Here is a 16,736-nt window from a genome sequence, read left to right on the forward strand (position 1 = left end):
CTTCCCTTCTGACATAACTTATAAGGCCACAAGCATCATAAAACTCACTGTTTCATTTCCATTCACCATAAAATATAGTTAATCAACCATAATTGGGCTGTGAATAAGCTTCATATAAGGACCTTGGAACATATGAATAAGTTATCAAAGCTTTATAAAAGTTTTATAAATGAAGGGAAGATATCAAAATGCATAATAACGTAAACGCACCTTTTAGTTCTAATGAAAATATGCCATTCTCACCTGCTATGGCTCACCATGCCTATACAGCTCCTGCTTATGAGCACATGGTTCCACACTGCGGGTATTCAATGCCGGACTATGGATATATGGTTCCTGAATGTGGATATGGCGTTCCTCACCACGGATGTAATGGTTTCGCCATTATCATCGTACTGTTTATTTTACTCATTATTATTGGTGCATGTGGTTGCGGTTTCTGGCACGATGAGTGTTAACCTAAAAAACTCCAGTATAAATACTGGAGTTTTTTCATGTCTTAATAGGCGGCAGGCACCTTCAGAATTCTATAGCGTTTCATCCAAATCTAGGGGTCTCAACTTTTCTTCGATTTCTTTGCGCTTCGGCTCTAAAAATGGCGGCAGGGCTAATGTTTGGCCCATCGTTTCAAGCGGTTCATCGGTCGCAAATCCAGGTGTGTCCGTTGATAATTCAAATAAAATGCCGTTTGGTTCTCTGAAATAAAGTGCTTTGAAATAGTATCGTTCTACTTTACCGGAATTCGGCAGACTGTTTTCATTTAATCGAGCTGCCCACTTATTGTATTCTTCTTCATTTGGAACACGGAATGCAACGTGATGAACGCCACCGCGCCCTAAGCGAACTTTCGGCAAATCGGGTCTCGTTTCAATATGAACTTCGGCTCCGCTTCCGCCTTCACCTGTTGCATAAACCAAAATATCTCTATGATCTCCTGCAAGAGATGGATAAGAACCCGCGTAGCGAAATCCCATAATATTTGTCAGTACGTCAACAGTTGGTTCTGGCGTAACCACCGTTAGCGTGACCGGTCCTAAGCCGATAATCGCATGTTCTAACGGAATGTCTTCGCACTTCCACGGCACGCCTGCTCTTACCCCTTTTTCACCGTTGTCCGCGACAAGAAGCAAACGTGTACCTTCATAATCTTTAAATGCTAACGTATCACGATTAGCTCGTTTAGCTATTTCTTCATATTCCACTCCGTACTGCTCAAAGCGCTCTTTCCAAAAATGTAAAGAATCCGTACTTTTAACGCGAAGCGAAACAGTCGAAATGTCAGATGCACCTTGATGCGTTCTTGCAAGTCCCGGAATATCAAAAAACGTTACTTCCGTTCCTGGCGTCCCTTCTCCATCTGCATAAAACAAGTGGTAAGACTGAGTGTTATCTTGATTCACCGTTTTTTTTACTAATCGCATGCCTAAAACTTTGGTGAAAAACTGATAGTTTTTCTCAGCTTTCCCCGTCAAAATAGATACATGATGCAACCCTAACAATTCCATCTGCTCCGCCTCTTTTCATAATATATAAATTTTTTAACTTCCACTAAAATTATCTTTAATTTAATTATCTTTAATTAAAGATAATTTTAAAGGATATACAGCCTGTTTGTCAATAACAAGAAAATGTTGTGAACATAAAAAAGAAACTAAACACATAGTTAGTTTCTCTTTATCTTCCCTTTAACAAACTGCTGATCTTTTCCAACAGCGGTTACTTCTTAAGCACGCGCTGCACATTTTGCTTCATCAGCTCCGCAATTTTTGTTTCATTTTCACGAGACGTCTGCTCTAATTTTTCTATGACTAACTGCTGTCTTTCGACTGAATGATTTTGACTTATCTTTTGTTTGCCTTCCATTTTGCTGATGTCGATTTTAAACCCAATGATTCCTTTGCTTAAACCATTCATATAAGCAGGATCAACGTCATCTAGTGTATATGTACTGCTCGGGCTTTCATATTTCTCCACCATCTTCCTCAGCAGCCCAAGCAGTTCTGTTGGTTCTTCAATCACTTTCATGGTGCCATACACGTGAACAGCTTCATAATTCCATGTTGGTACAGCTTGATTCGTTTCATACCAAGACGGTGAAATATAACAGTGAGGCCCTTGAAAAACAACCAAAATTTCTTGATTTTCAGCATCTTTCCACTGCAGATTCGGACGAGCAAAATGTCCGTATAAAGCTTTTTCTTTCCGGTTTAACATCAGGGGCAAATGAGTAGCATAAGGCTTTTCATTATGATACGAAAACAAAGTGGCAAATCCATTGTCTTCAATAAATTCATACATTATTTGTTCCTCATTCACTTTAAAATACTTTGGAATATACATCGGCGCTTCTCCTTTATCTCTTATTTAGTAAAAGATATAATACTATACGTGTTTGCAACAGCGTCAGTTATGAACTTTTTATGGAGGTCAGCAAACATTTTACCATCTATGAATGGATTTTTTAAGAAGCTTATGCTACACTGCTACGATGTAAACCGCTATTTTTTATATGTATTTATTTAGCACATGATGCAACTAGATACATGTTTGTTAAATAAAGCTTCAGAAACTCAAAAAAAGAAGAGCTTGTTTAAAACAGCTCCTTTCTCACGTTTATCTATACAATTGAGGATTTTTCTCTCGTTTGATAGGTCCGCCTTTGGCTATATGCCACTCAATGACGCGGTCGGTCAAACGATCGTATAAGTCATCTTCTAAATACGGATCTTCTGCCGAAGTGAGCAAGGTGTGAACATCGGCGTTTATTTCGGCTAACATAGCTGTGCTGAATACGTCCGGATCATTCAATACGTCTAGTATATATAACACCAGCATCTCAAATCCGCCGTCCCAATTGGCATTTCCGTTGCCTTGAGCTTCACAGCGAAGCTTTTCAATGGCCCGGATGACTTCTCCTTCTACGATATCCGACTGGCCATTTCTCGGAACATAGTTTAACCATAGCTCTTTTGCTTCGTCAAAATACTTCATTCTGAACTCCTTCTTTCAAAACTTTATTCCTTTTTATTCCTTTGATTCATTGCCGTTCCAAAAGCAACTCCTAAGGCCGTTCCGATCGCAATGCCGAACCCAATATTATCCATAAGCATACCGAGAGAAGCTCCCATCGCAACGCCCATCCCTAACCCCATTCCTAGATAATCTGTCTTTTTCTTTTCTTCAGACAAAAAACCACTCCTTTTTTCTACTATTTTATTGATACCTTTTATACGTAAAAATCGCGCTAAAAGTTTCATAAAAATGGAAAAAAAGCAGTCTCTGTAACTGCTTTTTAAATGATGAGCTGATAAACGGCCTCTCCAATCAGCAAGACCGACGTAAGCATGCAGATCATCCCAAATACGTACATTGTTTTACGTGCAGAAAAATACAAACAACTCAACAGGGAAAGGTATCCAAACCTTAAGAAAAGGGCATTTTAAAAGTAACGAAATTTTGCTTACTTAAAAAGGATGGATTACATTGACACCAAACCAACAGGAATATCTAAAAAAAATACATAGCATACAAGAAAATCTAGCCAAAACGTGGGCTGAATATTGGCAGCAATACTCCACTCCAGGCTCTTGGCAGTTTTGGGTTACCTTGGGGGCTTTCATTTTACCTTTAGTCATTCTCTATTTTTTAATTGATCGAAAAAAAGCCTTTCACTTAGGGTTTTATGGATTTAACGTACACGTTTGGTTTCACTATAGCGACACCGCTGGAGTTTATAACGGGCTGTGGACGTATCCTTACCAAATCAACACAATCATACCCGTAAGCTTTAGCCTAGATGCTTCGCTTATTCCTGTCTCTTTTATGCTTCTTTATCAATGGACAATTAACCATCATAAAAATTACTATGTATATGCAACTGTTCTTTGTTTGTTTTTTGCTTTTATTTTCAAACCTCTATTAACAGGGATTGGCTTTTTCCAGCTGCATGAATGGGCTACTTACGGTTATTTATTTGTATTTTATCTGGGTGTGATACTGCTATCAAAATGGATTACCAATCTGTTTCTTTATTTTGAAAAACAGCATTAAATTTGATAAGTGTCATCAATAAAAAACGTAAGCATCTTCAAAAGACCTTACGTTTTTTTGATTGTTTTCCTTACTAGTTGTCTGCTTCCTCAAAAAATAGAAGGCTTTTCTTATTGTTAATTTAGAACATGCTGCATCTAGCAATAATAAAACTTCTGTTAGCAGCAAACTAAGCCCTGCTTAAATTAGCGTTGTATAAGTCCATTAAACTGCTTAAATCATCTAACAACGGGCAGTGGCCTACGCCTTTCATAATTTTTAACGTCGCGTTTTCCCCTATGCCTTTCGCGATGTCAGATGCATCTCTTGTGGAAACCATCTTATCTTCATCGCCTTGAATAACCATAGTAGGAATCATAATTTTTTCCACCTCTCCTGTCCCTTCCACAACACCATTAAAATCGTTTGAAATATTAAATCTCATGAGTGCGTAATTGATATCAATTAAATTTCGCTGCTTGATCGTTCCTTCTAAATATTTTTCAAATTGATCAGCAGACGGCTTATTTTTTGTATATAAAAATTGTCGCAGCATCATTTTTAAAAACCATGTGTTTTTTGTTTCTTTTGCGTTTTCTACCATTCTAAATGCTTCTTTTACTTCTTCTTTGGTTTGTATAAAGTTGTTAGGAATAGGCAGTTCTAGGAACGTTCTTCTTGGAATGGGGTAGCCTTTAATGTTGACGGAGCTTAAGAGAATTAAATTTTTGGCATCATTCGGATGATCAATCACATATTGCATAGCAACTGCTCCTCCTAATGACCACCCGCTTATTGTAAAAGCAGACAACTTTAAAGCATCCGCAAACAGTTTGACATCATCTGATAAGTCTTTGATTGTGTGGATAGGTGTATGATAAGTGGAGTCTCCAAATCCTCTTAAATCGATCGCATAAGCTGTGATATGTTCTGGAAGTTCATTCATTAACACATCCCAGTTAAGGGAAGAATTCATGTTTCCGTGAATTAACAAAAGTACCTCTTTTCCGCCTTTTTTCATTCGGTAATTTACTGTTTCTCCATTCGGTAATTCTACTTTTGCTTGTTCTAAAGCAGATACGGTCATCGCTATTTTCCTCTTTTCTTATATAATTAGAACGATCGGTAGCATTTATTTTTTAATACCCTATTTATCAAGATTTAAGCAGTTAGAAAGAAGTTGTGCAAAAGCCAACATAATGCTATGTTATTCTACTTGCTAAAAAAGACAGCCAAATATGCGATTCGGCTGCCTTTTTATAATGAAGAAATATACGAATGAGCAACAAGGCCATTACTTTTTCGGTGCGTCTAATGCTTGATAGGCAAGCTGATATTTCCCGCCTTCAGCCACTTCTGCATGGTACAGAGCTTTAAGAGCAAAGTTTTTTTCAAGGCTGTGCTCTTTCATCAGTCCATTCAGCTTACCTTGCAGTTCCTGATTGTCTTTAATGAGCTGCTTCATCTGTGATTTTAAATATTTCATGGTGTTTTCCGCTCCTTTCACTTGATGAATATCTATCAAGTATATCACTTAAGGATAGGATAATGGTAAAACGACTTACAATTGAGCGATTAAATCTGTACAGCTCTGTTTTTTAAGCGTCCTACAAGCGGAACGACGATGATGCCAGCAATAACAACTTGCATCACATTCCCCGGTATAGAGCCAAGCGGAACGATCCAGTTACCGTAAAGAATCACTTCGGCAAAATAGTAGCCCACGATTTTTACAATCAGCGCAGCAACAACTGCCAGTGTGTTCACAAGTGCTCTTTTACCAGGTGCTTTTTCAGATATAAGACCTGCTAAAAAGCCCATTGCCCCTACGATAATAAACGTAAACGGCGCCCATGCTGTCCAGCCGGAGATGAGGTCGAATAACCCCATTCCAAAAGCCCCGGCGATGGCTCCTGTCTTTTTGCCGTAAATAAAGGCTGCTATAAAAAGAGGAACGTTGCCTAAATGGATGAGGCCTCCGTTACCCATGATTGGAAGCTTGATGTTGATAAACATTGTCGCTACAAACGTCAGTGCGATAAAAAGTGCATGCATAGATAAAGCTTTAATTTTGGTTGATTCTCTGGGTGAGTATGTTGAATTCATCTGTTGACCTCTTTCTTTTTTTACTACTATCATACTCCTAATTACACACTTAATAAATACGTAAAACTATTTATTTAGTAAGGTATATCATTCTAGCAGCACACAGGGATCCGCCAACTTCAAAAATTGTCCTATCTGTTCTTAAAAAAATAAAGCTGCTTCTGCTTCCTTTAGCAGACTGCGGCGCCTAATTTTTGTTATGGTAAAGAGTCTGTTCGGGCATAATATGAGCAAATCGTTCTTTTTCAAGAGTTGACGAAGGCTGATAAATATGAGAAATTATATGTTTGTAGAAATGAATGGAATAACCTAGAATTCCAGCGAAACCTGTTACTATAATTGTACTGATATTGACCAAGTTCGTTCAGATTGTGGCAGTCATGATTTTTACATACAGCAAGCAAGTTATAGGAGGAGCAAGAATGGATAATAACGATATTTTAATTAGATTACGATATGCCTTGGATTTAAAAAACACAGAAATGGTAGAGATCTTTAATCTTGGCGGAGTAGACGTAACAAAAGAAGACGTATTAAAGATCCTTACGAGAACACCGGACGAAGAGGACGAGGATGCAATTCATGCGGACGAACACATCTCGTGCAGTAACAATATGTTAGATTCTTTTTTAAACGGTTTTATTACCTTTAAAAGAGGAGAACAAGACCCTAAACCAGGGCAAGCACCTCCAGCGCCGGTTCAAAGCAATCAAAATATGTATAACGTCTTATTAAAGAAAGTAAAAATTGCTTTGTCCCTAACCAGTGAAGAGATGTTAGAAGTATTCGACGACGGTGGCATACGTGTATCTAAAGCAGAATTAGGTGCTTTATTACGAAAAAAAGGCCACAAAAATTACAAACCGTGCAAAGAGAATTTTGCTCGAAAATTCCTAAGAGGCTTAACCGTACAATATAGAGGATAAAATGATACACACTTTTTCAAATCAGAGTATTCATTATGAAATACGATATAAAAACCGAAGTTCTTTTGCAATCAAAGTAGACGGATACGGAACGGTCGAAGTCCTTGCTCCTAAAGGAACCTCTACTGAACAAGTACGGATGTTATTAGAGAACAACTGGACATTGATTCAGCAAAAAATAAACGAAATGAAAGATAGAACGCATGGACCACAGAAAAAAGTCTATGAACCCGGAGAACGCTTTTTGTATGTAGGAAAAAACTATCCGATACAGATTCATCACGATTCGACCATTACAAAGGATTCTGTAGTGTTTGAAGCGAACACGCTTCAGATTTATGTCAATCAACACGACAATGAAGCGATAAAACAAGCGCTCAAACGCTTTTACTATCAACAATGTAAAGCGCTAGTAACCAAGAGTATCTCCTCCTATCAAAAACATTTTAAAACAAAGCCGCGCTCCATTTCGATTTCCGATAGCAAAAAAGCGTGGGGCACGTGTGATTCCAAGCGTCAGCTAACCTTTAACTGGCGGCTGGCAATGGCACCGCAGCACGTCATTGATTACGTAGTCGTTCATGAAATGTGCCACATGGTTCATATGAATCACGACCGGTCGTTTTGGCGTCTTGTCGGTAAAATCATGCCCGATTATCGTGAACAAGAGAACTGGCTGGAAATGTCGAGCTGGGAAATGACAGTGTAGTGGCTACATAAAAAAGAGCAGAAGCCCCGGGGCATACTGCTCTTTTTTTATCTTTAACTATAGCGATATTTTCTTAAATCTTTTAAAATCGAAATTTCTTTTAACAATTCTTCTCCGACGTTTGTTTCTAAAACCATTTTTCTTTCTAGTTCTTTATCAACCAATCGCTTTACGGATAAAACGTCCGTTCCTTCTAATAAAATCTCTTCTTTTGAATTAAAGTGTTTATGAGCGACTAGCTGCATACCGTAAGAATTATATAATAATGTATAGCCAGCAATCCCTGTTGTAGACTGATACGCTTTTGAAAAACCGCCGTCAATAACAATCATCTTTCCATTTGCTTTGACTGGGTTTTCTCCTTCAATTTCTTTGACTGGCGTATGACCATTAATGATATGACCATGATCCGGATTCAGCTTAAATTCTTCCAGAATGTTTCGGCAGACTTCTTCATTTTCCCGTAAGTAGTAATACGGATTCTTTTTTTCTTTATGCGTTGCTTTATCACTGATAAAATATCGTTCAAACGTCGTCATTGCGCGTTTCCCGAAAAGTGATGAATATTCCCCTGTCCATAGGTACCAGACCATATCTGTTGCCAAATCATCCGTTTCTTCAGGATGTGCAAAAGCCTCTTGTAAATAATGTTCAAACACATCAAGCAAGTTGCGTCCCGCATACGTTTTATCTTCTATCGTCATTTTTTCCATGTTTCCTTCTTCATCTAAAGGAATGCAGCCGTGTATTAATAAGTTTCCGTTGTATTTTAAATAAAGGCTGCCTTTTTTCATCAGAAACTTCATATGTCTCGCCAGCTTTTCCGAATGCTGCACAGAAAGCAGCAGTCTTTCCATTACCTGCTCTTCTTCTTCTAATAGCTGATCAGGCTGCGCCGGATTAATCGTTGCAAAGCAGCTGTTTTCTAGCTGATACGTGTTTCCGTATATCGTAATTTCATTTTTATCATAATCAATTTTTTCAAGCAACAGCCTTTCTGACATATTAAAGAAAGGACGTCTTTTTATAATCGGACTTTCAAGCTTGAACTGAATCATCGCAATAGCCTGATGAATTTTCGTAATTTGTAGTCGCTCGTGATCGGATAGTTTATCACTTGAGCTTACCTTTGGTCTAAAAGCAGGATTATCATCATAATATTTCTCCGCCAGGTTAAGCAGGGGTCTCAGGTTAATGCCATATACGTCTTCAATAATATCTAGATTGTCGTATCTCGCGCAGATACGAATAATATTGGCAAGACACACTTTCGAACCCGCAAAAGCCCCTAGCCATAGCACATCGTGATTTCCCCACTGAATATCAACGGAGTGATAGTTAATCAGCGTATCCATAATTTTATCCGGTTCAGGTCCACGGTCATAAATATCCCCTACTACGTGCAGATGGTCCACAACCAATCTTTGCGTCGTATAAGCAAGTCCTATAATAAGCTTATCGGCTTGTCCCAGAGAAATAATCTGCTGAACAATCTTTGTATAGTACTGTTCTTTATTTGTAAATTCATCCGTTTTATATAGCAGCTCTTCAATAATGTACACAAATTGATCCGGCAATGCTTTACGCAGTTTAGAACGCGTGTATTTAGAAGAAGCGTACGAAATGAGATTAAGCATACGATCAATGATTTCTGTATACCATTGATAGAGTTCCTTTTTGTTTCGAAACTGCGCTTTAATCAACGGTAATTTTTCTTCAGGATAATACACTAATGTCGCAAATTCATTGATTTCTTTGTCTGATAATACATTTTTAAAAAGGTCTTTGATTTTCTCTTTTACATTTCCCGAACCGTTTCGCAGCACGTGCTGAAAGGCTTGATATTCGCCGTGTAAATCACTGACAAAATGTTCGGTCCCCTTTGGCAGATGAAGAATAGCTTCAAGGTTAATAATTTCGGTTACCACTTTTTCTTCCGTATCATACTTTTGTGCAAGTAAATCTAGGTATTTTGTGTTCAAAACTATGTATCCCCTTTCAACGTTCACCATTTAGTATAATCACCGTTATAACCTTGTAAGATAAATTGTGATCATAATGTAACGCACCTCTTATTTAACTCTTTTCTCTCCACGCCTCACCCCTTTATTTTAACCTATTTTACGTATAGGTAAAATGGTATAAAGTCTATTTGTTTATAAAGATTAAACGATCTTGCCCCTTTAAAGATGACAGCTAGCTGGTAACATAAAAAAACCTGCTGATCTCAGTCAACAGGTTCGATACATATGAAAGAAGCGCACATAATTAAAAAAGTTTACTCCGACCTCTATATAATAGCAGGTTTTTTCTTCCCTAGCTGTGAGATATCTCACAGCGTTAAGATCTTGCTGGTGTTACAATAAAAATGACCTTTCTGAGACAGGAAAAGTCATCCTTTGTATTATATAAGAATCATCATTCTGTTGAATCTCTGTTCTTTTATGTTCAGAGATTTTTTCTGTTGGATTTGTTAGATGAAGAGAAAAATCAAGGGGAAATCATCACATTAATGTCTGCTAATACCTTATCCACCCTAATTCTGACCGTTTCACTATTTCAGCATATCCGGTTTTAAAACCCGCCCCTAAGCAATTTAGCTATACAACGGGCGCCCTGTACTAAATAAATTTTACGATATAAAAAAGCAGCGGATGTAAAACATCACGCTGCTTTTCTTATCTCTACACTCTAACCTAAAAGTGAATTATTGCAGAGTGTTCGTACGAATGTAGTGATTTGTGAACTTAGTGAATATTATTCTTTCTGAAATTACCGCCTTTAACTTCCGCTACGTCATATACCGTAACAAAAGCCGTTGGGTCAATTTCATTGATGATTTCTTTCATTTTACTTTCTTCCAAACGGTTGATTACGCATGTGATTTCCTTAAATTTTTCATGAGAATAACCGCCGTAAGCTTCTTTGTATGTAGCGCTTCGACCTAAACGATCACGTATTGTCTCTACCATTAATGCAGGCTGAGAAGTGATAATCTGGAAGGTTTTCGATCCGCTTAGTCCTACCTCTACGATGTGAATAACTTTGGATGCAATAAAGTATGCAATTGCAGAAAGAATCGCGCCTTGCAGACCAAATACTAATGAAACGAAAATAAATACAAATGCATTTAAGAACAAAATAAGATCACTTGTTCCAAACGGCAATTTTCGAGAAAGCAGTACGGCCAGCATATCGATGCCATCTAAGGCCCCGCCGTTACGAAGTGCAATTCCCATTCCAAACCCGAGGATAATACCGCCAACAACGGTTACGAGTAGTGTATCTCCTTCAATAATTGCTGGAGTGTGATGCATGAGGCTAGTACCGACAGCTAATGAGACAATTCCGAGGATGGAAAATATGGCAAAGCTTTTCCCAATTTGTTGATATCCTAACCATACAAAAGGAATGTTGATAACGGCAATGAGAACCCCAAGTGGCAAGCCAAATAGGTTTGAAGCAACGATGCTAATGCCTGTTACCCCTCCATCTGAAACATGATTTGGAATTAAGACAGTTTCTAAGCCGTAAGCTGCAATAATTCCTCCGATAATGACCATTAACGCTCGGAAAGCAATTTTTAGCCGCTTAGGCCTGTGATGTTTTTTAGGTGTGTTCATATAATTCCTCACTTTTAAATGTTTTTTACTATTTAAGTGTACCACAAACATTCTCTTTATTTGAACTAAGGAGGCTTACGTATCGCTTTTTAGCTCACATAGTGCAAACATAGATAAAAGAGAAATTCTAGCTGTACAGACTCTATCCTTGCAATAAGTCCCTATTTCTGTTAAGTTTAAGAAGAATTATTTTTGTTCGGTAAAGATTGATAAGTTACATAACTTTCGTCTATAGATTTGAGCAAGGATAGTAACACAATGTGTACGTGTCACACTAGGAGGCAACAATTATGGAACAAGGTAAAGTAAAATGGTTTAACGCAGAAAAAGGTTTTGGATTCATCGAACGCGAAAACGGAGACGATGTATTTGTACATTTCTCAGCAATCCAAAGCGAAGGCTTCAAATCTTTAGACGAAGGTCAAGCAGTTACATTTGACGTAGAACAAGGTCAACGCGGCCCTCAAGCTTCTAACGTTCAAAAAGCGTAATCCATCATAAATATAAAAAGACAGACTCCATCGAGTCTGTCTTTTTCATTTCCTTGAAAATGTCATAATAAAACCCTATCCACTAAGGGATAGGGCTTATTAATACAAAAATAGTAATCGGTAATACAAATGGTAAATTCAGTATAGCATAATATAGACAAAATCCAAACTATAAATCAATATTTATTCATGTTTCATTAATTCTTCTTCAAAGAAAAACGTACTTGGATATTTATCCACTGTATAAGAGTATCTTTTCATGTTTTTTACATAATGGCTTTTTAAGATGATCACTCTTTCATTAGATGCTTTTATATTTACAATTTCTCCATTAGTAAATAAGCTTATACTCATATCTCTCACCCTCTCTCCTATCAAAAATAATCAAATTTTTAACTTTATTTATCGGGAAATATAATGTGATCTCTCAATGGCTAATCCAGCGAAGGTTAGTTATTTTTGATACCTTCAGGCGTATATGTACTCCTAAAGCATACAGTTCTATAACCATAAGGGGTTTTTTCTATTTTTTGCGACATGGGATTTTACATATAGGTAGCTCTGCTTTAATAGCATTCTGTCTCCAATGTCTGTACTTATTTTTTAAGTAATCTTTTTAAATTATTAAACTCCAAAGCAAAAAGACCCCTATGTGGAGTCTTTTTTGCTTTTAATTATGCTACTTTATGAACGTTAGCAGCTTGTGCTCCACGTTGGCCTTGTTCGATGTCAAACGTTACTTTTTGACCTTCTTCTAATGATTTAAAGCCTTCACCTTGAATAGAGCTGAAATGTACGAATACATCGTCTCCGCCTTCAATTTCGATAAAGCCGAAGCCTTTGTCTGCATTAAACCATTTCACTGTACCTTGTTCCATAATTGTTGCCTCCTGGTGTGGAATACTCCACGGTTGTATTACTACCCTTGTCCAACCATACTATCTTAAGATAAAAAATTCTATGGAAGAGATTTCTCTTCTCTCAATCTTATACCGAACAAAAATAATTAACTTAATCGTAACATACAGAATCAAAAATAGCAAATACAGGGAATGAGATAAAGGATTGAATGATAAAAAGAGCCTTCTCTATGCGATACAAGGAGAAGGCTCTTTTTTAGTGTTCATATTTTGCGCAGCAGTTAATTCAGCTGCTGCTGTTTATTTACTTTATTTTTCTGTTTGCTCTGTGTGCCACCATAATGAATCTTTTGGATTTTCAACTGCTTCATTGTATTCAGATTTAGAAGCAACTGTTGGGTATGAACCTTTGAGTGATTTTCCTGCCGTGTTCGCAAACAGGAACAAGATTACGAAGAATCCAATGATGCTCACAATCGTTAAATAGAACGCTGGAGCCAAGTGATTGCCCGTTGCGTGAACTAACCATGTCGCAACTAATGGCGTCGTTCCTCCAAAGATAGAAACTGAAACATTAAACGTGATCGCTAATGTTCGGTAGCGAATATCTGTGTAGAACATTGTTGGCAGCGTTCCTGGCATTGTTCCTTCATACGTAGCAAGTAAAACACCTAGAATAAGTATACCGATTGAAACAAATACTAAACCATTTAAGTTGATTAAATAGAACGAAAAGGCTGACAGTAAGCTCAATCCACCTAAACCGATTAAGAAAACTTTCTTGTTTCCGATTTTGTCGCTCAGTTTTCCAAACATAAGAGCAAGCGGCACCATTAAAATCATAACTGCCGTAATTAATACCGTACCAACTGTGTTTGATAAACCAATAATTTCATTCAAATAAGAAGGCATGTACGATAATAGCATATAGTTTGTAATGTTAAAGAAAGCCACGGCTACGAAACAAACAAACACATCTTTTTTGTGATTTTTTAAAATAGAGAGGAAGCTTTCTTCTTCGACTTCGTCTTCGTTGGAAAGTTCATTTTCAAAAATAGGTGTTTCCCCTAAACTTCTTCGTAAATAAAAACCAATAAGTCCTAAAGGCAATCCTAATAAGAAGGGAATTCTCCAGCCCCATGAGGCCATTTGTTTATCCGACAGAATAAAAAATAGTAAGCTAGCTAGCAGTGAAGCAAGAATATAGCCAACAAGTGTACCGATTTCTAGTCCACTTCCAAGCACATTTCGCTTATTGTCTGGAGACGATTCTGCAATATACACCATCGCACCGGCATATTCACCACCAGTTGAAAAACCTTGAATGATTCGTGCAATTAATAAAAGGATGGGTGCCCATATACCGATTTGATCATATGTAGGTAACAACCCAATGAGTAATGTGGAAAAGGCCATTAAAATAATGGTGGTGGTTAAAACGACTTTCCTTCCTAACTTGTCCCCAATTCTACCGAATATAACACCGCCTAATGGACGCATTAAAAAGGCAATCGCAAATGTGGCAAATGTGAACACTAATTTGAGCTGATCATTTTCAACTGCGCTAAAAAAGTTTTGACTAATAATTACGGCTAAATATGAATACAAGCCAAAGTCAAACCATTCCATCGCGTTTCCTACTCCTGTAGCAAAGACGCTTTTTTTAGCTTTGTCAATATCTACGACGTTAATTTTTTTCTTATTAAACTTCATTTCATTACGTCACCTCCGCGGTATACGATTATACAAGACTGAGTAGTAAAGTCAAATTTGACTTACTGTATTTCACACTTAAATGTATTGTAACTCTCTTTATTTTTAAGTAAAAAACGAAAAATATTCATGTGATGTTAAATATTAAAAAAGGTTATAGCTAAAGGGATTGAAGCCAAAAATTGCTGAGAAAGGAACGCTAACAAATAAATGAATTAAAACCAAAATAAACTTTTTTTATTTCAACGTACAATTCATTGCTATTTAAAAAACGATTTTCACCTAAAATAGGGATCGTTTTCGATGGAATTACAGTCGCTGAAATAGTAACTTGTTGTTAAAGAGAGCGCATCTGGTTTACTATGTGCTTGGTAGCAATTTCCACTCAGGTTATCTGACAATTATTGTTACAACCCATTAGATATAAGCTTTATTTTGTAATAGATACACTGTTTCTATTACAAAAATTATGTAGCCTTAAAAATAAATATAAAGCTCGTTCTAACAAGTGCAGCAATGGATGATTCGGTCCATAGAATAAAACTTTAAGAGTTGGCTGGGTTCGAGGGATAAAAATTCAACTCCTTTCTCCGTATAATCGTTCGTGGCTTCAAGTAAGTTTTCTACTGTAAAAGCAAGCTGGTTTACAGTGCTACTTTTGTCATATTCTTCAACTTACGTAATATGCCAGCTCCACTCCGTCACCACGCTGTTTTTCCGGATAGAAAGATACTCTCTTTCTTCTCTTAGATACCCCATAAGACGAACTTTAAACCTAAATACCCCCGTATAGTTTTGAACATAAAGATTCACGCTTATTACATTTTTTTACATTAGATAAACGTTTTATCTGCGTTAACATAAAAAATAGACCTTCGCTTAGAAGAAGATCTATTTTTTTTACTTGCTTTATTTTTTAGTAAGGCTGCCATTTCGCTCTAAAACAGGGACTTCAATATCTACCGTGTTTGGATATTTAACTCCAAGCCCTGTATTTAAAGCCCCAACCGTTTCGTTTTCTTTAATCCAGCCTTCTTCTCTTAAGCGGCGTGCAGCTAAGAATGTAGCAGCACCTTCAGGACAAATGAACGAACCTTCAAGCTGCGCAACCTTTTTTTGTTCTTCCACAATCTTATCTTCGTCCACCGTAATCGCGCATCCATTTGTATTGTATACGGCCTCTAAAACAAGAAAGTCTCCGATCGCCTTTGGTACGTTGATACCAAAGGCGATGGTTGAAGAATCCGGCCAAAATTCAGATTCTTGTTTTCTTTCATTCCACGCTTTTACAATAGGCGCGCAGTTTTCAGCTTGTACCGCAACTAAACGAGGAAGGTCACCTTTAATCCAGCCAAGCTCTTTTAATTCATTTAACGCTTTATAGATGCCGATTAAACCAACGCCTCCTCCTGTTGGATATAAAATCACATCAGGAAGATTCCAAGAAAACTGTTCAGCAATTTCCAGGCCCATTGTTTTTTTACCTTCAATTCGGTACGGCTCTTTAAGCGTAGAAGCGTCATAAAGACCCCAGGCTTTAATAGCTTCACCAACAATTTTACCCGCATCGCTAATGAGTCCATCTACTAAGTAAAGGTCAGCTCCAGCGACAGCACACTCATTTCGTGTAATAACAGGCGCATCTTTTGGCATCACAACGGTTGCTTTTATGTCAGCGCGTGACGAATAAAGCGACCAAGCGGCTCCGGCATTGCCATTTGTAGGCATCGCTAACTGTTCAACGCCCAGTTCTTTTGCTTTTGACACCCCTACAGCGGCGCCTCTAGCTTTGAATGATCCCGTTGGAATAATACCTTCATCTTTCATATATAAGTTTGGAATGTCCATTTCTTTCCCTAGCTTAGGCATTTTTATAAGCGGAGTCATCCCTTCTCCTAAGGAAACGACGTTTTTAGGATCTTCTACTGGAAGCAGCTCATGATATCTCCATAAATTTGGTTCCCTGCTTTGAACATCTTCTGGAGTCAGGTTAGCTTTTAATCTCTCTAAATCATACGCTACTAGTAAAGGTGAACCACATTCACATAATTGATGTTTTTCTTTTGGACTATATTCTTTTTTACATTTAGGACAATATAAGTGAGAAACATAACTAAACGGCATCATACACACTCCTTTAAATTCTGTAAACATACTACCCTATATACATTATAATTTATATTATTTTTATCAGAATTGTAAGGTATGATTTACCCATAATTTTTTGAACATTAAAAAATCAATAAATCCCTATTACATTAGGATTTTTATTCTTTTTC

General features: G+C 37.3%; 18 protein-coding genes. 5 read left to right on the forward strand and 13 right to left on the reverse strand.

Going from position 1 to position 16,736, the window contains the following annotated elements; translation table 11 throughout:
• The first annotated feature begins 188 nt into the window (after nt 1–188).
• Nucleotides 189–458 (forward strand): YjcZ family sporulation protein, encoded by a 270-nt coding sequence (locus BG04_RS31215; protein ID WP_016766599.1) that lies wholly within the window; start codon nt 189–191, stop codon nt 456–458.
• A 69-nt stretch (nt 459–527) separates the two neighbouring features.
• Here BG04_RS31215 and BG04_RS01900 read toward each other — a convergent pair whose 3' ends face one another.
• From BG04_RS01900 to BG04_RS30525, 4 genes are all read right to left on the reverse strand, one after another.
• Nucleotides 528–1,505 (reverse strand): ring-cleaving dioxygenase, encoded by a 978-nt coding sequence (locus tag BG04_RS01900; protein WP_016766598.1) that lies wholly within the window; start codon nt 1,503–1,505, stop codon nt 528–530.
• A gap of 211 nt (nt 1,506–1,716) precedes the next feature.
• Entirely contained in the window at nt 1,717–2,340 is a 624-nt protein-coding gene (locus BG04_RS01905) for an FMN-binding negative transcriptional regulator (protein ID WP_034650256.1), read from the reverse strand.
• A 273-nt stretch (nt 2,341–2,613) separates the two neighbouring features.
• Nucleotides 2,614–2,991, reverse strand: coding sequence for a hypothetical protein (locus BG04_RS01910; RefSeq protein ID WP_034650254.1), 378 nt, complete (start codon nt 2,989–2,991; stop codon nt 2,614–2,616).
• A gap of 23 nt (nt 2,992–3,014) precedes the next feature.
• Complete coding sequence (locus BG04_RS30525) at nt 3,015–3,188, reverse strand: glycine zipper domain-containing protein (RefSeq protein ID WP_016766596.1); 174 nt, start codon at nt 3,186–3,188, stop codon at nt 3,015–3,017.
• 295 nt (nt 3,189–3,483) lie between these two features.
• On the opposite strand from BG04_RS30525, the gene BG04_RS01915 reads away from it, so the two are divergent.
• Nucleotides 3,484–4,050, forward strand: coding sequence for a CBO0543 family protein (locus BG04_RS01915; protein WP_013084105.1), 567 nt, complete (start codon nt 3,484–3,486; stop codon nt 4,048–4,050).
• A gap of 169 nt (nt 4,051–4,219) precedes the next feature.
• Here the strand turns inward: BG04_RS01915 and phaZ are convergent, their stop codons facing one another.
• From phaZ to BG04_RS01930, 3 genes are all read right to left on the reverse strand, one after another.
• A complete protein-coding gene (gene phaZ, locus BG04_RS01920; protein ID WP_016766594.1) occupies nt 4,220–5,116 on the reverse strand; it encodes an intracellular short-chain-length polyhydroxyalkanoate depolymerase in 897 nt (298 codons plus the stop codon).
• Nucleotides 5,117–5,323: 207 nt separating this feature from the next.
• A complete protein-coding gene (locus tag BG04_RS01925; RefSeq protein ID WP_013058089.1) occupies nt 5,324–5,515 on the reverse strand; it encodes a hypothetical protein in 192 nt (63 codons plus the stop codon).
• A gap of 89 nt (nt 5,516–5,604) precedes the next feature.
• Nucleotides 5,605–6,135: an ECF transporter S component gene (locus tag BG04_RS01930; RefSeq protein ID WP_034655059.1), complete on the reverse strand. Its 531-nt coding sequence runs from the start codon at nt 6,133–6,135 to the stop codon at nt 5,605–5,607.
• Nucleotides 6,136–6,557: 422 nt separating this feature from the next.
• On the opposite strand from BG04_RS01930, the gene BG04_RS01935 reads away from it, so the two are divergent.
• Entirely contained in the window at nt 6,558–7,061 is a 504-nt protein-coding gene (locus tag BG04_RS01935) for a YehS family protein (protein ID WP_016766592.1), read from the forward strand.
• 1 nt (nt 7,062) lies between these two features.
• Complete coding sequence (locus BG04_RS01940; protein WP_034650251.1) at nt 7,063–7,770, forward strand: M48 family metallopeptidase; 708 nt, start codon at nt 7,063–7,065, stop codon at nt 7,768–7,770.
• Nucleotides 7,771–7,823: 53 nt separating this feature from the next.
• Here the strand turns inward: BG04_RS01940 and fbp are convergent, their stop codons facing one another.
• Complete coding sequence (gene fbp / locus BG04_RS01945) at nt 7,824–9,752, reverse strand: fructose-1,6-bisphosphatase (RefSeq protein WP_013084110.1); 1,929 nt, start codon at nt 9,750–9,752, stop codon at nt 7,824–7,826.
• A 765-nt stretch (nt 9,753–10,517) separates the two neighbouring features.
• Complete coding sequence (locus BG04_RS01950; protein WP_013084111.1) at nt 10,518–11,393, reverse strand: YitT family protein; 876 nt, start codon at nt 11,391–11,393, stop codon at nt 10,518–10,520.
• Nucleotides 11,394–11,683: 290 nt separating this feature from the next.
• Here BG04_RS01950 and BG04_RS01955 point away from each other — a divergent pair, with 290 nt between their 5' ends.
• The gene (locus tag BG04_RS01955; protein WP_013058096.1) at nt 11,684–11,884 is read left to right on the forward strand and encodes a cold-shock protein; all 201 of its coding nucleotides are present in this window, start codon (nt 11,684–11,686) and stop codon (nt 11,882–11,884) included.
• 183 nt (nt 11,885–12,067) lie between these two features.
• Here the strand turns inward: BG04_RS01955 and BG04_RS30820 are convergent, their stop codons facing one another.
• The 4 genes from BG04_RS30820 to BG04_RS01975 form a co-directional block, all read right to left on the reverse strand.
• Nucleotides 12,068–12,238, reverse strand: coding sequence for a hypothetical protein (locus BG04_RS30820; protein WP_168797080.1), 171 nt, complete (start codon nt 12,236–12,238; stop codon nt 12,068–12,070).
• 320 nt (nt 12,239–12,558) lie between these two features.
• Nucleotides 12,559–12,762, reverse strand: coding sequence for a cold-shock protein (locus BG04_RS01965; protein WP_013056405.1), 204 nt, complete (start codon nt 12,760–12,762; stop codon nt 12,559–12,561).
• A 291-nt stretch (nt 12,763–13,053) separates the two neighbouring features.
• Nucleotides 13,054–14,457, reverse strand: coding sequence for an MFS transporter (locus BG04_RS01970; protein WP_013084113.1), 1,404 nt, complete (start codon nt 14,455–14,457; stop codon nt 13,054–13,056).
• Between the two features lie 909 nt (nt 14,458–15,366).
• Entirely contained in the window at nt 15,367–16,581 is a 1,215-nt protein-coding gene (locus BG04_RS01975) for a threonine synthase (protein WP_034650244.1), read from the reverse strand.
• Nucleotides 16,582–16,736 lie beyond the last annotated feature (155 nt).

It is taken from the genome of Priestia megaterium NBRC 15308 = ATCC 14581 (assembly GCF_000832985.1).
Lineage (GTDB): Bacteria > Bacillota > Bacilli > Bacillales > Bacillaceae_H > Priestia > Priestia megaterium.

What these genes read in the sequence shown, in the direction of transcription:
- BG04_RS31215 (WP_016766599.1), top strand. Translation starts at nt 189, where the DNA reads ATGCATAATAACGTAAACGCACCTTTTAGTTCTAATGAAAATATGCCA.
- BG04_RS01900 (WP_016766598.1), bottom strand. Translation starts at nt 1,505, where the DNA reads ATGGAATTGTTAGGGTTGCATCATGTATCTATTTTGACGGGGAAAGCT.
- BG04_RS01905 (WP_034650256.1), bottom strand. Translation starts at nt 2,340, where the DNA reads ATGTATATTCCAAAGTATTTTAAAGTGAATGAGGAACAAATAATGTAT.
- BG04_RS01910 (WP_034650254.1), bottom strand. Translation starts at nt 2,991, where the DNA reads ATGAAGTATTTTGACGAAGCAAAAGAGCTATGGTTAAACTATGTTCCG.
- phaZ (WP_016766594.1), bottom strand. Translation starts at nt 5,116, where the DNA reads ATGACCGTATCTGCTTTAGAACAAGCAAAAGTAGAATTACCGAATGGA.
- BG04_RS01925 (WP_013058089.1), bottom strand. Translation starts at nt 5,515, where the DNA reads ATGAAATATTTAAAATCACAGATGAAGCAGCTCATTAAAGACAATCAG.
- BG04_RS01930 (WP_034655059.1), bottom strand. Translation starts at nt 6,135, where the DNA reads ATGAATTCAACATACTCACCCAGAGAATCAACCAAAATTAAAGCTTTA.
- BG04_RS01935 (WP_016766592.1), top strand. Translation starts at nt 6,558, where the DNA reads ATGGATAATAACGATATTTTAATTAGATTACGATATGCCTTGGATTTA.
- BG04_RS01940 (WP_034650251.1), top strand. Translation starts at nt 7,063, where the DNA reads ATGATACACACTTTTTCAAATCAGAGTATTCATTATGAAATACGATAT.
- BG04_RS01950 (WP_013084111.1), bottom strand. Translation starts at nt 11,393, where the DNA reads ATGAACACACCTAAAAAACATCACAGGCCTAAGCGGCTAAAAATTGCT.
- BG04_RS01955 (WP_013058096.1), top strand. Translation starts at nt 11,684, where the DNA reads ATGGAACAAGGTAAAGTAAAATGGTTTAACGCAGAAAAAGGTTTTGGA.
- BG04_RS30820 (WP_168797080.1), bottom strand. Translation starts at nt 12,238, where the DNA reads ATGAGTATAAGCTTATTTACTAATGGAGAAATTGTAAATATAAAAGCA.
- BG04_RS01965 (WP_013056405.1), bottom strand. Translation starts at nt 12,762, where the DNA reads ATGGAACAAGGTACAGTGAAATGGTTTAATGCAGACAAAGGCTTCGGC.
- BG04_RS01970 (WP_013084113.1), bottom strand. Translation starts at nt 14,457, where the DNA reads ATGAAGTTTAATAAGAAAAAAATTAACGTCGTAGATATTGACAAAGCT.
- BG04_RS01975 (WP_034650244.1), bottom strand. Translation starts at nt 16,581, where the DNA reads ATGCCGTTTAGTTATGTTTCTCACTTATATTGTCCTAAATGTAAAAAA.